The organism is Thioclava sp., from assembly GCF_048263065.1.
In the GTDB taxonomy this organism is placed as follows: Bacteria; Pseudomonadota; Alphaproteobacteria; order Rhodobacterales; family Rhodobacteraceae; genus Thioclava.
This window is the reverse complement of the sequence record NZ_JBLXEM010000010.1, coordinates 53,422-68,757: the sequence shown is the minus strand read 5'-3', so window position 1 is coordinate 68,757 and position 15,336 is coordinate 53,422. Positions and strand designations below refer to the sequence as shown.

Annotated in this window: 11 protein-coding genes; 5 read left to right on the top strand and 6 right to left on the bottom strand. The window is 57.6% G+C overall.

Features of this window, described 5'->3' with window-relative positions; translation table 11 throughout:
* Positions 1-134: 134 nt before the first annotated feature.
* Positions 135-1,238, bottom strand: coding sequence for a glycosyltransferase family 4 protein (locus ACN0SD_RS13770; RefSeq protein ID WP_417808807.1), 1,104 nt, complete (start codon positions 1,236-1,238; stop codon positions 135-137).
* Positions 1,239-1,646: 408 nt separating this feature from the next.
* Here ACN0SD_RS13770 and ACN0SD_RS13765 point away from each other — a divergent pair, with 408 nt between their 5' ends.
* The 3 genes from ACN0SD_RS13765 (at position 1,647) to ACN0SD_RS13755 (ending at position 5,463) form a co-directional block, all read left to right on the top strand.
* Positions 1,647-2,732 (top strand): polysaccharide export protein, encoded by a 1,086-nt coding sequence (locus ACN0SD_RS13765; RefSeq protein ID WP_417808806.1) that lies wholly within the window; start codon positions 1,647-1,649, stop codon positions 2,730-2,732.
* Between the two features lie 3 nt (positions 2,733-2,735).
* On the top strand, positions 2,736-3,191 hold the full coding sequence (locus ACN0SD_RS13760) for a low molecular weight phosphotyrosine protein phosphatase (RefSeq protein ID WP_417808805.1): 456 nt from the start codon (positions 2,736-2,738) through the stop codon (positions 3,189-3,191).
* Positions 3,192-3,252: 61 nt separating this feature from the next.
* Complete coding sequence (locus tag ACN0SD_RS13755) at positions 3,253-5,463, top strand: polysaccharide biosynthesis tyrosine autokinase (protein WP_417808804.1); 2,211 nt, start codon at positions 3,253-3,255, stop codon at positions 5,461-5,463.
* Between the two features lie 355 nt (positions 5,464-5,818).
* On the opposite strand, the gene ACN0SD_RS13750 is transcribed toward ACN0SD_RS13755, so the two are convergent.
* From ACN0SD_RS13750 to ACN0SD_RS13730, 5 genes are all read right to left on the bottom strand, one after another.
* A complete protein-coding gene (locus ACN0SD_RS13750) occupies positions 5,819-6,385 on the bottom strand; it encodes a hypothetical protein (RefSeq protein WP_417808803.1) in 567 nt (188 codons plus the stop codon).
* A complete protein-coding gene (locus ACN0SD_RS13745; RefSeq protein ID WP_417808802.1) occupies positions 6,382-6,957 on the bottom strand; it encodes a hypothetical protein in 576 nt (191 codons plus the stop codon). The genes ACN0SD_RS13750 and ACN0SD_RS13745 overlap by 4 nt, the downstream gene beginning before the upstream one ends.
* A gap of 278 nt (positions 6,958-7,235) precedes the next feature.
* Positions 7,236-8,606 carry a hypothetical protein gene (locus ACN0SD_RS13740; protein WP_417808801.1) on the bottom strand — a complete coding sequence of 457 codons (1,371 nt, stop codon included), beginning with the start codon at positions 8,604-8,606 and terminating at the stop codon, positions 7,236-7,238.
* 1 nt (position 8,607) lies between these two features.
* Entirely contained in the window at positions 8,608-10,530 is a 1,923-nt protein-coding gene (locus ACN0SD_RS13735) for a site-specific integrase (protein WP_417808800.1), read from the bottom strand.
* Between the two features lie 261 nt (positions 10,531-10,791).
* The gene (locus tag ACN0SD_RS13730; protein ID WP_417808799.1) at positions 10,792-11,163 is read right to left on the bottom strand and encodes a helix-turn-helix domain-containing protein; all 372 of its coding nucleotides are present in this window, start codon (positions 11,161-11,163) and stop codon (positions 10,792-10,794) included.
* A 563-nt stretch (positions 11,164-11,726) separates the two neighbouring features.
* Here ACN0SD_RS13730 and ACN0SD_RS13725 point away from each other — a divergent pair.
* Entirely contained in the window at positions 11,727-13,535 is a 1,809-nt protein-coding gene (locus tag ACN0SD_RS13725; protein ID WP_417808798.1) for a PhoX family protein, read from the top strand.
* A gap of 78 nt (positions 13,536-13,613) precedes the next feature.
* Positions 13,614-15,248 (top strand): hypothetical protein, encoded by a 1,635-nt coding sequence (locus ACN0SD_RS13720; protein ID WP_417808797.1) that lies wholly within the window; start codon positions 13,614-13,616, stop codon positions 15,246-15,248.
* Positions 15,249-15,336 lie beyond the last annotated feature (88 nt).

Sequence of the window (15,336 nt, the reverse complement as noted above, 5' to 3'; positions counted from 1 at the left end):
GTCCCAGATGTTGAGTGCTTTGCTGATTTTTCCACTCGCAGCCATAGCATGGCTAATGGCTTGCGATGAGGCGTGTCAGATCACTGACCAACCGCCGCAACAGGTGGGTTGAGCGGCGATCAGACGGAAATGGCTTATTCGCCTGGATGGATGTGGCGCCGTGTCCGCCAGAATTTGCGCAGCGGTCCGAGAAGGGCGACGCGGCGATACAGCAGCGTGTAGAGCCAGAAGACGAAGGCGCCTCCAAGCACCAGCACGAACGGCGAATGCGCACCCAAAACCATAAATGTCGTCGCGATCAGCGTCAGCGACCACAGAATGACAGATGTCAGAGAATTGCGCAGATTTGGGCGTCCCAGTAGATCCGCTAACCGTTTCGCACGATAGCGATAGACCAGACTGTGCAAGTGCAACCTGTCCGCTTCACCAGGGTTGGTGCCCTCGCGCCGTGTTCGCCGATAGATCGAAACCAATGTCTCGATGATCGGATAGGAGAGGGCTAGCAGCGCAATCAAAGGTGAGAATTCCGGGTTGCGTAGCGGTAGAATGATTCCGATCACCGCCAGCACAAATCCCGTTGCATACGCCCCGGCATCGCCAAAAAAGATCCGTCCAGCAGGGAAGTTCAACACGAAGAAGCCCGCGATCGCGCCGATCATAACGAGGCAAATCGACAGCATTTCTCCATCGCCGGCTTGGCCTGCTAGAACCGCAAACCCTGAGAGGATGATGATCGCGCTTCCCGAAGCCAGCCCGTTGACACCGTCAATGATGTTGAGTGCATTGGCGACGCCGCCGATCACGAACGCGCTCAAGGCGATGCCGAAGGCAGGATAGGTTAACAGGAAATCGAGGCCTAGAATATCAGCACGTTCGAGGCGATACCCGGTTACGAGGCAGAAGATCAGCCCGGCCAGAACGGTCGCTAGCAAACGCCACTTTGCCCCGACTTTCTTGGTGAGATCCTCGATCACGCCTGACCCGAAAGCGGGGATCGCGCACAGGCAGATTGTCCACCATAGTTTTTGCGTTTCGGGCGCAAGAAGAAATCCTGCGGCGACTCCGCCCGCAAGCAAGGCGATGCCGCCGATGCGCGGGGTCGGGGATGCGTGAATTTTTTGAACACCGTGATCGCCATCTAGCGTCAGGACGCCATGAAACCGCTGCGTCACAATAATCAGCAAAGCCATCAAAAATGAAACCGCAAAAGCAGTCGTGATATCCAAAATATACGTCATCACCCCACCCGTGATTCAAATCGACCGACGCTGCCCCGAACAATGTTACTCAGCTGACAATAAGAGGGCCGTGCAAACTCGTTATCCTTAGAGGGTATGCATTTGTTTAAGTGGCTCGCGCAACGAAAAACAGGAAACGGCCCACAATCATCGGCGGATTTCCCTCTAGGGTTGATCACGCGATGCACGCTACGTAAACTCCCGGTAACAGAAACACGACGGATCGGAACATCGTCGCAATTTGCAATGGCCGAGTTGCGAATTGCGCGGATTTTTGGCCTGATCGATTCGTGTTGGAAATCCCGCATTGAAAATTATGTCGGGTCCCTTATTGAGAGGGCCTAATGCCGGATAACGCGCTATCACGATTCGTGATAAACGCACCGGGAGCGAGAGTCGGGGGACTTTATGCATTTTATCACGAAGACGATTGCCGCGCTTGCCGTTCTGGCAGCACTTGCAGGTTGTGACGCATCAACGACGAATTTCCCGCTGCATACTAGGAATGTCACGACGACAAGCGATCCGGTCGCGGGAAATATCGCCATCGTGCGTCTGACGGCTGCCAATGTCTCGGCCTTCGGGGCCCCACCCAACGCCAAGGGCGGGCGCACCACCTTACCCGGGAGCGGCAGCTGGAACTACCATGTCGGTATCGGTGACGTGCTTGACGTCGTGGTTTGGGATCACCCCGAACTCAGCAACCCCTCGGGCGCGAACCGGACGCCGATGGAATCCGGGCTGCGGGTGCAATCTGACGGAACGTTCTTCTACCCCTATGTTGGGCAGATCCGTGCCCGCGGACGCACCCCCGAGGCGATCCGCACCGAACTGGCTGAGAAGCTCAAGGAATTCATTCCCTCGCCACAGGTCGAGGTGCGCGTTGTTGGCTACAACTCGCAAACCGCCTCGGTTACGGGTGAGGTTGGCAAGCCGTCGCGCATCCCGCTCAATTCCAGCTCGCTAACGCTGCTCGACGCGATCAACGAGGCAGGCGGGCTGACCGAGACCGCAGACGCACGTCAAGTCACCGTGCGACGTGGTGGCCGTAGCTACGTGGTCGACCTGCAAGCTTTCTTGAGACAAGGGATCGGCTCGAACAATCCGGTGCTGCGCAATGGTGACGTGGTTTCGGTGCCCCGCGCCAAATCGCAGCAGGCATTCTTGTTGGGTGAGTTGGTTAAGAACGCACCGATCGACTTGACGCGAGATGAGATCACCCTGACCGAGGCGGTAACCTCAGTGGGCGGCCTCAAGCAGGACCGCGCCGATGCGCGTGGCATCTTCGTGTTCCGCAACACGCCAATGGGCGTGACGGTTTATCAGCTCGATACCAGCAATGCCGCAGCCTACGTCGTTGGCACAGAGTTTTACCTGCACCCGCAGGATGTGGTTTATGTCACCACCGCACCAATTGCGAAGTGGAACCGGCTGATCTCGAACTTGCTACCGACGGTTACTGCCGCGAAAACCACCGGTAATCTGGGCAACTGATTGATGGCTGCGATCCGCTCAATCCTCGTTGTCTGCGTCGGCAATATCTGCCGTTCTCCGGTTGGGGAACGGCTGCTGGCACGCGCACTTCCCGACGCTGATATCGGATCCGCAGGGATCGGGGCGGTCGTTGGCGCCGCTGCGGATGAGGTTATGACACAAGTTGCAAATGAGAACGGTCTGAGTCTTGAAGGCCATATCGCGCGCCAGTTCACCCCCGAAATGGGTGCGCGATACGAACTGATCTTGGTGATGGAAGCCGGCCACCGCGCCGAGATTGCCCGGCATGCGCCACATCTATCTGGCCGGGTGATGCTGTTTGATCAGTGGACTGGTGCCTGCGGCATTCCCGATCCTTATCGCAAACCGATCGAGACCCATCGCGCGGCTTATCAAACCATTGCAGCAGCGGCAGATGGCTGGATCAGCCGGATAGTTCCAAACGCGACGAAGGCGTGAAATACGCCTTCTTTTCATTGACGATATCAAATTTGCGCCGCAAGGCTGACAGGCAACACTTATGAAGCAGACATCCACAATGACACCGGCCCCGACCCAGCCCCCGCAAGACGCTGACGATGAGCTCGACCTTTTCGCTTTGGCAGGGGCGTTGCTGTCGGGGTGGCCGTGGATCGTGGCAGCGGCGCTCATTGCGGCGATTGCCGGGGCCTTTGTCGCATTGCGCCAGCCTGCAATTTACCAAGCGACCGGGTTATTACAGCTTGAGCAGAAGCAAAACGCATTGGCGCTCCCGCAGGGGATGCAGGATCTGCTGGGCTCGGATAGCGGCAAATCGGCCTCTGAGACCCAGATGGCGATCATGTCCTCGCGCATGGTCTTGGGGCAAGCCGTGCAAAAGCTCGACTTGCAGGTCTATGCCACACCAAAGCGTCTTCCCCTTTTCGGGTTGCTGCCGGTCAATCTGCATTTGCCCGCTCTTGGATTTCTCAAATCCTATCAATGGGGTGATGAAAGCCTGACTGTCGGGCAGTTGAAGTTGCCGCAAAGCTGGTTGGGGCAATCGATGCCGCTGACAGTGACTGGCCCGGATAGCTACACGATTACACTGCCCGATGGCACAAATTACGACGGGCAGACCGGGAAAGAATTGCGTGCAGAAGATGGGACGTTCGCACTGACAATAGCAGCACTGGACGCGCCCGAGGGGCGTGAGTTTTTGGTTGGAAAACGCCCGCTTGATGCGGCGATCGGGATGGTCAAACGCAATTTCTCGGTGAGCGAGAACCCTCGCGGCAGTTCTATCCTGAGCACCCGCTATTCTGATACAAATCGCACCCGCGCAGAATCTGTGCTCGACGCGATTGCCCAAGCTTTTCTGCAACAAAACGTTGAACGCAATGCTGCCTCGGCTGAAAGCAGCCTCGATTTTATCAACACGCAGCTTCCGCAGGCGCGCGCGAATGTCTCGAAAGCGGAACAAGCGCTCAATGCCTATCGCGAGAAACAGCAATCGGTTGATGTCGACTATGAGACCAAGACCCTTTTGGAGCGTGTGACCAGTATCGAAGGCGAATTGTCCGCGCTTGATCTCAAGGAAGCCGAGCTGAAAAACCAGTATACGGTCAACCACCCAGCTTATCAGGCGCTGCTGCAAAATCGTAAAGAGCTGCAAGCTCAGCTCGACGCCGCCAAGAAAGCCACGCAAAGCCTGCCCGAAACCCAGAAGGATATCTTCAACCTGCAACGCAATCTGGAGGTTGCGCAGCAGGTCTACGGTCAGCTGCTCAATCGCGGGCAAGAATTGCAAGTTGTCCGCGCCTCCACTGTAGGATCGGTGCGCATCATCGATAAGGCCTTTGCGGCAGCCAGCCCCATCGCCCCGCGCAAAAGCCGGATTGTGGCAATGGCGGTTTTACTAGGCCTGATCGTTGGGGCAGGGATCGTTCTACTACGCCGGGCGCTGCGCCGTGGGATCAAGGGTGCCGAAGAAATCGAGGCGCTTGGCCTGCCGGTCTTCGCGACCGTTCCCTTCGCCCCCGAGGCGGCAAACCTGCGCGAAAAGCGTGGTGAATTGCCGATCTTCGCGATGGCCCATCCCGAGGATGTCGTGACCGAAGCTTTGCGGAGCCTGCGCACCTCGCTGCATTTCGGTCTGCTCGACGCCAACACCAACTCGATCCAGATTACGTCAGCCGCGCCTAATGTCGGCAAGAGCTTTACCGCCGTGAACCTTGCCCTAGTGGCCGCCCAAGCTGGGCAGAAGGTCTGCTTGATCGACGCCGATCTGCGGCGTGGTTACCTGCGGCGCTTCTTCAAACTGGCCAAGAATACGTCCGGCCTGTCAGACTATCTCGGCCATGAAAAAAGCCTTGATGAGGTGATGACCTCTGGCCCGGTCGAAGGGCTGAGCGTGATCACCTCGGGCCGTTATCCACCCAACCCGTCGGAATTGTTGATGCGCGCCGAATTCAGCGACATGCTGCAACGCCTCGACAAAGAATTCGACCTGATCGTTATCGACAGCCCGCCTGTGCTTGCCGTCACCGATCCTGTGATTATCGGTCGCTCTGTCGGAGCGACAATCGTGATCGCGCGCCATATGGAGACGATGGCGGGCGAGCTGAGAGCAGTGCAAGCCGCCTTTGACGCCGCAGGAGCCCAGATCAAGGGCGCCGTGCTTAACAGCTTCAAGGCCGGCGCATCTGATGGGTATAGCGGACATTATCACTACCACTACAATTACCGCTACAGCTACAAATCAGAAGAATGATATCTGATCCAGTAGCTTCGAATGTGAGAAGTGTCGGAACCCAATCCACGGTCTGTAAACTTGATCTGACGTAATTTTTTGTGAGTTTAAGAAATATTTCATCATCTTCTGACATTTCCAATGTTGGGGAGCGGGGCAGGATAAGGTGTTAGATTACAACCTCTTGGATCGCAGATAGGGTTGCTTCGGGCGCTTTTCAAACAATCAAAATCACGGCGATCCAGGTGCTCAATTTGCTGTCAGTCATTCGTTTTTGGGTCTGCTTAGTCGATATGCCCCCAAAGCCTTAAGTCGACATGCCAATTGAGTTCGCAGCCCGGGGTGGACCCGGACTGCGAAGGCATAAGCTTTGAGCTCACAAAATGGTCTGCATCAATCGCAGGGCTGCAAGACGATCGAGTGCGAGATTGCGCTGAAGTTCGAAAGTGAGAACGCGATCGCGCATGCGCGCAATCTGCTCCCCCGTTTCTGTGTAGCGCGTTATTTCTCGATATTCGCCCTCGGAACCGTCAGGCCCATAGCGGGTCTCAACGTAGTCAAAATCGGGGCCGACGATTTCGGACGCGAGACGCGCTTCAAGTAGATCGACCAACTGCGCCAGCGCGGCGCTAACGTCGGTGTTGAACGCGTCCCGATGTTTGAGATGTTCGAGCAAATTCGCAACTCCAACGCACCTTAGGGTTGCGGCTTCCGTCACAACTTCAGGCACCTGATACGCGATTTCGCGGCCGCGCGTGATGACATCTGCGACGAGCGATGTCGTCACGTCTTTCTTTGCGATCAGGCTTTGAGTTTGTTTATACATCGTTGGGATCCTTTTATGCGTATTAAATGTGCCCAAAATGGGCTTGAGGCTTTTCTGGAACAGAAGAGCTTCGGCCGCGGCATCCTTGCGTGAGCGACCGAAGCGATAGCGGCTCAACGCGGGGCGTGAATTCGGAGCGGGTCGAGAATCCGGGGCGCTTTGATGCGTTCAACCACAATCGGATTGTCGGGTGTGCGCGGCCGTTTGTTGGGAACACGCGAATGAGCGACCTGCTCTTTGCGGTAATCTTCAGCGATGTCAGCATCTGCTTTGATTCGCGCCCGGACTGCATCGAATCGCACGTTCAACGCCGGGGCGAGATGCCCGACGATGCGTGGCACGGTAGCGCACGACGACAGTCCGGGGTTACGTAGCGACACAGAGATGCGTCGCGATCCCACAAAGCGTGTCGGCCCTTTCAATCCGCTCGCCAAGACGTCTTCGGGCCTGCGAACGTGAATTTCATACCCTCGGTTTGCCCGCGTCATTGCGCTCGTGCCATACGCAAGTTCGATGAAAGTTTCACCAAAGATATCGTGCTTTTCCAGCACGAGGCACGGCCGGCGTTTCGGGCGCAAATCGCCATCTTCTTTGATAGGAAAGCGAAACAGAACGATATCGCCCCTGCGCAATTCAGTTGCCGGAATAGGGCGGTGTTCGGGTTTAATCGGATGGGTTGGGTGGAACATGATGTCTCCAATTTTCGGGGGTTGAGACGCCCGCTTCTGAACCTGTTCCGCGCATCGGTTGTGCAGGATCATCGCTCTCTCGCGTGCGTCAAAGAGGCAGCACGTGAGAGAGCGATGATCTGCGCCATCATTTCATCTGACGCAGTTCTGGTTGTGGGCTGCGCGACGGATCGTTCAGACTTATTGACGGGCTATGCTAAAAGGCTTGAGTAGATCCAGGGTGGCGGTATGCCCGTAGCAACTTGGCGAAATTGAAGAGATCGCCACAGCTACCGCGCTTACCAATCCGCCAGCTTCTTGCGCGCACTGGATGATCCAGCAAACTGCGTCGCGATGGTCTTTCTTGCGTCTGCCCAGATTGACTGCGCCGCTGATCCTTCACACTCGGCTCGATAAGCGTTTCCGGCTGCCTGCGTGCTATGCCCCAGATGCGTGGCAATGACATTCGCGGCGTGCGCCGGATCGTGACGTCGCATATAATCTGCGGCGAGGGTCCTCAAATCATGAGATGGCACGCCGATTGCAGTCTTGGTCAGTTCGCTCGGCAGGTTGCGATACGACACAGTGTCCTCGAGCGTCAGCCAATTGAGGCCTACGAGTTCCTGGTAGCGGATATGAATCAGCCGGTCGGGGCGCCCATCGAGAATCCATTCATCGAGGATCTCGCAGATCTCCGGCCAGATTGCACCCGTTTCTGTTGCGCCCCCCGTCTTCGCCTGTTCCCATGCGGCGCGCCAGGTGCCGTCGACATCACGGACAATCTGATCACCGAACCGCCACGAGACGAGATCACCCTTGCGCGGCGGCTTGTTGACAATGACCGCGCAGACGACCGCCTGCTGCATGCAGCGGCGGCGGGCCGCGCTGTGCGCCGGCAGGGCATGAGCGCGTTCCCTGAATTCCCTGATCCTGTCGGCAACATGGCCATACCCCCCGCGTTTCATCAGTCCGGACAGCCTTTCATATTTGTTTTTCTCACATAAAGCGGCTTGCTCTTTCAGGTCGTGCAAGACGAACTGCATCGATTTCAGACTCGCCGCCGCGACTCGGGCTTTGGTTCCTAACGCTATCAAAGAATTAATGTAGTTGGCTGCCGTGATGGGCTTTACGCGTCGTGTCGGGTCTGGATGAAACAGAAATGCTTCTGACAGATCGCATGCCGAGATGAACCCGAGCTGATCGGAAGCGAGGCCTTCTGCGACAATGGCTGCACATCGATCGATGCTTGCCATATAGCGTTGCCGGGTGCTGCGCTTGAGCGGAGCTGCATCGAGTGCTGGTTTCATCTGTTGCCAGGCAATGGGCCAGGTTGATCCCGCAGGTTTTTTCACCTTTGGTGTCGCTGATTCCTGTTTGGGGCGTCTCGCATACCACTCTTCACTGACAGGCCTCGCGTGTGCGGTGGACACATGCGGCGCGTATTGCGCAAGCGCGCGCAGGAGACAACGAAACGTCGATTCCGAGGTGGCGGCAGCGCGGTAAACCTCGGCCTTAGGCGTGGTCGAATTTCCATTGCTTGCGTGGATGGCTGACCAAAATCGCGCCATGACATGAGCCGCGCCCGGCGCGAGATTTCGTGCATCCTCAATCATGGGCTTGCGAATGACGGCCGGCACATCCTTCAAGATCTCGTCAAGACTGGGTTTCATGTCATGTTCTCCTGGTCATGCGTGCAAAGATATCTGGATGCTGCGCGAGCAAAGATTCGCGAACGGCCTTGGCAGCCGCCTCTCCGCTGTCTTTTCCATAATGCTGTCTCGCGACTTGTTCGCTGTTGGCTAAAACCGAAGCAACGGTCGCGAAGTCTCCCGGACGGACAGCGAGCATCAACGTCGCAAGCGCATGTCGGCATTGGTGCGGCGTAAGACCGAGTCCGAGATGCCGATCACCGAGATCCCAGAGTTCCATGATCGATGCGACCGACATACAGCCCGCAGGCAAGTTCAACTCAGCCTTTCTTAGTCGCGGGTCGGCGGTTCCCGGGAACAGATAGGGCGAGGCCTCGATGCCGTGGATCTTCATGAGCTGGGGGCGATCGACCTTGTCCCAGTTCCAAAGGACCCGAGCGTCGTCCCCCCGCACGTTTACGATCACGGTTTGCCCGTTCTTGACCTCACCGCCGGAAAATCGGATCTCGGCATGCTCCCGATTGACGAGCCAAGTCAGGTTGCGCGGGCAGTTAGGCATCGCTTTGCGCCGGATCATGAACAGGTTGCCCGGGCGCAGGGCCCGGCTGACTTGCACTGCATAGGCCGCCGCACAGGCAGAAAGCCGCAGGCCACGCTCTTTTTCGAAAGTGGTCGATGCGGCCTCCAGCGTGCTGTGCGAGATGGCGATGAGCCGCGAGGGGGCGTTTACAAACGTAGCCGCAAGTTGGGGCGATTTTCTTAGCCGGTCACAAATAGCCTCTGCATCGGCGGTCATCTCGCTCGGCGATTTCAGGTGCTCCGAGTATGACTCGCGCACGATTCTGATCCGCGCGAGGATCTCGGGGTCGCGTAGGCCGTGGCGGGCAATCGTCGTGATATTTACAAAGCGTGACCACAGGGTTGAACTCTCACCGGCGTTCTTGAGAGTGACCGACGCCTCACAGCGCGCGATCTGAGCATCGCATGCCGCTTCTAAGGCGTCGATTGTGAAAAGGTCGCGCAGGGTTTTCAGCCCTGCGAACCGCGTCTCTGGCGAGTAGCTTTCGCGCAACAGCCACGTTGTCGCATACCGGTAACCCGCAAGAGCGGACTTGGTGTTCTTCGGCTGACGTCTCCTGTCGCCCACGCGTGCTGCAATCTCAGCGTCGACTTCAATGGCGGAGCGGCCGAGGCGCAACTGCTCCTTTGCCCAGGCTTTTATGTCACCAAATTCGCGAAGGGTGTGGCGAAACACTTCTTCTGCATCCTCGCGAAAAGATGCGGGCAGCGACATCCACTCGATCCGTCGTGCGCGATCGGAATTGAAAGGCACGATAAGATCTTGCTGCGGTAGCATTTCGGCAAGCGCCGGCCAGGAATTATGGCGGCGACGAAACTGGGCAACGCGCTGCGCAAACTTGCGCAAAGACTTGCGCGCGTCCGGCGTCGCATCGTGCCAGAGCCGGTCGAATTCTGCTTGATCCATCTGCGACAGGCCAAGCCGGGCCCGCGCCCGCACTAGCAGAAACGGCTTGTGGGTGTGCGTAGTAAAGAGCGCGCCGCGCGCAACGAACCCTTCGTTGTCTATGATGAATTGTATCGCCCGGTCGTAGCTTGCGCGGGAGTCGGTATCGGGGGCGTCGTGCCCGCGCGCTGAGAGAAACCGCATTAGAGCTGCACGTATGCGCGAGTTGCCACGGTTGCGCGCCTTCTCGAGGTTGCTCGACCGCGACACCACGCCGTAGGACGATATTGCGATCTTCTTTTCGAAGAGGCCAAGGTTTGCAGGGACTTGGTCCAATTCCTCGACAGTCAGATCGAGCCGCGCGGCGACTTTTTCGATTTCGTAAATTGTATCACGGGTCTCGCCGGTCTCCTTTGCCCAAGTAAGGAAAGTCGAGAACGTCGGCTCTGATGCGTTGCTCAGTTTTGTGTCGTGGTGCATTATTCTAATCTCCATGTTCGGGGGCTGCGGGCTTCCTTCACAAGAAAAGGAAGCTCGCAGGGGCCGGGCCGTGGACCTTGCTTGGTCCGCTAAGGAGATCGCGTCCGGAGGGGCGTTTCGCACATGTTGTCGTGATTTTACCGCGTTTCGCACAAACGTCCCCGAACATAACGCCAATAGATGTTTGGGGACGTTTGTGCGACAGGCAGAGATACGCTGCTTCTGTCGCAGCGATACTTATGGCTTGTGTGCGACAGGCGCTCATTGCCACCAATCCGGAGAAAGCGTCACTTCCTTGCCCAGGCGCAGCCAGTCCGCTACGTCATCAGGATTGCACCGAACCGCACCGAAGACATTACGTGTCGCAAGGCCTTCATCGAGCCAACGATCTACAGTGCGCACGCTGACTTGGAGCGACCAAGCAATCTGCTTTTTCGACACGAGAGGAACCTGATACCGCGCGCTCATCGCGCCCTTGGGCATAGGCCCATCTTCGCAAGACCAGACGTCCGGCCAGTCGAACCGATAGGCCCTGCCAATCCTGATGCAGGAAATCTCGCCTGCACGTGCTTTTCGACGGATCGTATCCGGGCGAAGTCCAAAATGATTTGCAACTTGTTTTACCGTAAGCATTTTTCCCTTTCTTAATAAGATTTGAAAAGGAAATAGGCATAAGTTTCTCTGTCTCCAAAATTGCGTAAGCCGACTAAGTTGACGCCCTGCAAAATCCCTCACCATGAAGAAGAGTCTGCTCGACATTGAAGGAGCAAAGGAATGCGAACGAGCCGCTTTACAGAGACGCAGTTTATCCATCGCCGGGCAGGTCAACAGAAATGACCCGGGGCTTTTTAGATCAAAGGGGCGGCAAGGCACTAGCGGGCGCCGTCACCGCTCAAATGGGGCACACCCCTAATGGGCATACGGTTAAGGCTGACACTCTGGCATCGGAGCCGTTTGAAGATCCCTGTTTATCGGCGTGAGCTTGCCTCGGCGAACTTGTCGATATCGAACCGGTCCTTGTCGCAGGACGAGTCCTGCGATTTGGCGGTCTTTCCTGGCCTCAGCGGCAGCTCAACACGATGGCTAAGGTGCATTTCATGTGACGCCTTAAAAGAAGCTTCGCGATGGCAAAGCGTCACAAAACAGAATCACAAGCTCGTTAGGGGGAGGTGAACGCAACCAATCAAGGACCTGTTATGTCGCTTCGTTCCGCTCTTCTTCAAGCCACCGCTATCGCCCTTCTGCCGCTTGCCGCTCAAGCGGGGGATCTGTCCTTCGCGCCTGTGCCATTTGCCAAGGATGACACGGCCAAACGCGCGGCCATCGCCTCTGACAAGGTCACTGTTGATGGTAAAGATTACGCTATTGGCTATCATGTGATGGCGCGTTCGGGCGACAAGATTGGTGATCACACTTTCGCGCTGCTGACCGATAAAGACGGCAATCCGGTCAAATCCACTGACGGCTCCGAGCATATCTCGGAAGACGCGGATTTCACCTCGCTGATCCGTCAGGGCGACAAGCTGTATTCGGTGACGCATTTTGAATCGCGCCCCGGTGCTATGTATCTCAGCGAAGTCGAGCAGGATGGCGAGGGCAACCTCAAGCTGATCTCGACCAAGCCGATCAATTTCGCAGAGTTCCACGGTCTTTGGGTGCCTTGCGCAGGTTCGGTGACCCCGTGGGAGACGCATCTGGGGTCTGAAGAATATCCCGCCGATGCGCGCAGCATCGAAGCGGCCACCTCGCTGGACGAGATCGACGATTATGACTTCCCGATGGTGCGCTATGCCGGGGTGAACCCCGAGGATATGACGCTCGATCAGTTCCGCGCTGCCTATAAGCCCTATCGTTATGGCTTCCCGACCGAGATCGCGATTTCTCAGGACGGCAACGCCAACGCACATAAGCATTTCGCGATGGGCCGCGTAGCTGTCGAACTGGCCTATGTTATGCCCGACCGCAAAACCGCCTATATCTCGGATGACGGCACGAATGTGGGCCTGTTCCGCTTTGAGGCGGACAATGAGGGTGATCTGTCCTCGGGCAAGCTTTATGCCGCGAAATGGAACCAGACCTCGGATCAGGACGGCGGTGCCGCCGATCTGGAGTGGGTCGATCTGGGCCATGCGGATGATGCGAGCGTTCAAAAAGCCATCGAATCCGGCATCCAGTTCTCGGACTTGTTCGAAACCGCCGAGATCGGTGATGACGGTCTGTGCCCCGAGGGCTTTTCGGCCTCGAACGCCGAGGGTAATGCCGAATGCTTGAGGGTCAAAGACGGCATGGACATGCTCGCGTCGCGTCTGGAAACCCGCCGCTACGCCTCGATGAAAGGGGCCACGACCGAGTTCCGCAAAATGGAGGGCATCACCTACGATCCCGACAAGCACCAGATGTATCTGTCGATGTCGGCGGTTGAAAAGGGCATGGAAGACGTCGCCAAGCAGGACAAGGGCGGGAGGAACGCGATCCGTCTTCCCAAAAACAAGTGCGGCACGGTCTATTCGCTTTCGCTGGATGACAAATATGATGCGACAAAGATCATGGGCTTCATCTCGGGCAAGCCGCTGACCGAGGCGCATAAGGCCAGTGCGATGGATCCGAATTGCGATCCCACGCATGATATGTGCGGCGACACCGCCGTGCTGAACTCTTGCGACATCAACGGCATCGCGAACCCCGATAACATCACCTACATCCCGGGCTATAACACGCTGATCATCGGCGAAGATACCGGCTCGGGCCACCAGAACGATGCGATCTGGGCGATGAACACCGACACCAAAGAGCTGACCCGTATCCTGTCCACACCCTACGGTTCGGAAACCACCTCAACTTACTGGTATCCGAATGTGAACGGCCACGGCTATCTGATGGCCGTGATCCAGCACCCCTATGGCGAGAGCGACAAGGACAAGCTGACAGATCCGGCTCAGGCGCGCGCCTATGTCGGCTATGTCGGCCCGTTCCCGCAAATGGACGCGACCGCCAAGACCCACTGATCGGGCCTTGCACATGATACTGGCGAGATCCGGGAATCCGGGTCTCGTTTTTTACGAACGCGAACAGGACGAAACCCGATGCTGCGTATCTCGATATTGGCTTTGCTTGGGTCTACAACACTGGCCGGAGCGGTCGATCTAAAGACCACGATTCTGGACAATCCGACGGCCTATGTCCCCTCGCAATGCTACACCAAGACCGAGGATTCTTCAGGCAAGGTGCACAACCCGTGCCAGACCTGTCACACCTATCCGCGCAGCCCCAATTACGTGCGTGATGCAGATCTTCAGACCGAATACGCCTTTCCCGCACCCGCGCTGGAAAACCCCTGGACGAACCTTTTCGTGGACCGCCGCGCCCAAATCGCCGCGACCGATCATGCCGAGATCCGCGCCTATGTGCGTCAAGACAATTACCACGATGCGCAAGGCGGCATCGCGCTGGCGAAGACGTTGGCCGATCTGCCCGACGCTTGGGACGTGGATGGCAATGGGCACTGGGATGGCTACACGCCGGATGTGCAGTTCTCCTTTGATGGCGCGGGCTTTGATCGCCGCCCCGATGGCGCGCTGACAGGGTGGCGCGCCTTCGCCTATCAGCCGCTGCCGGGCACGTTCTGGCCCACCAATGGCTCAACCGATGATGTGCTGATCCGTTTGCCCGAGGCGTTTCGCGAAACAGTGGACGGCGCGCCCGATTTGACGATCTACAAGACCAATTTCGCGATCATAGAAGCTTTGATCACCCGAAAAGACGTGGTGATCCCTGCCACTGACGAGCGCGCGATGGGCGTCGATCTGGACCGCGACGGCGTGATGGGCACCGCCTCGCGCGTGACATTCGCCTTCGCACCGCTCGACGGCATCACCATGCACTATGCAGGGCGCGCGGGGGCCGAGGGCGCAAAGCTGGCCGCCGGGCTGTATCCCAAGGGCACCGAGTTCGTGCATACGGTGCGCTATATTGATCCCACGCCTGCGGGAATCGCGATGGCGGCGCGGATAAAAGAGCTGCGCTATATGCGCAAAACCGACTGGATCAGCTATGCCGCGCTGGAGGAAACCGCGCTGGCCGAACTTAAAGAAGACAACGCTTTTCCAGATCGCACCAAACAGTTCTTTGGCACGTCCGAGACCGGTATTCCCAACGCATTCGGTTGGCGGCTGCAAGGGTTCATCGAGGATGCCAGCGGCGCTCTGCGCCCGCAGAGCTTTGAGGAAACCGTGTTTTGCATCGGCTGCCACGGCACCTTGGGCACGAATGACGACTCCACCTTTGCCTTCGCGCGCAAGCTGGGTAAGGGCGCGTTCCGCGATGGCTGGTATCATTGGAGCCAAAAGAGCCTTGTCGGCACGCCGGATCTGATCCGCGCTGACGGCACGGGCGAGTATGCCCATTACCTGACAAGCAATGGTGCCGGAGACGAGTTTCGCGCCAATGCCGAGGTGATAGAGGCTTGGCTGGAGGCTGGCGAACTGACGCCTGCGCGCGCCGCCACGCTGCGCAACGATATCGGCGCACTGATCCTGCCCTCATCCAGACGCGCCGATGCCCTCAACGCCGCCTATCGCTTGATCGTGCGCGAACAGAGCTTTGTGAACGGCCGCGATGCAACGATCGCCCCGGTTGACGAAACCGTCTGGCGCAAGGTGGAGCAGGATCAGCCCACAGGCATCGAAAAGCCGCAGCAACCTTGGTTTGAGCGGCGCTAGGCTGCGGGGCATCTATCCAGGATAAGCGGTGTGATGCGCAGGTTGTTTGAGCCAAGCCTGACCTAGAAAGCGTCTCTCATTCGATGGC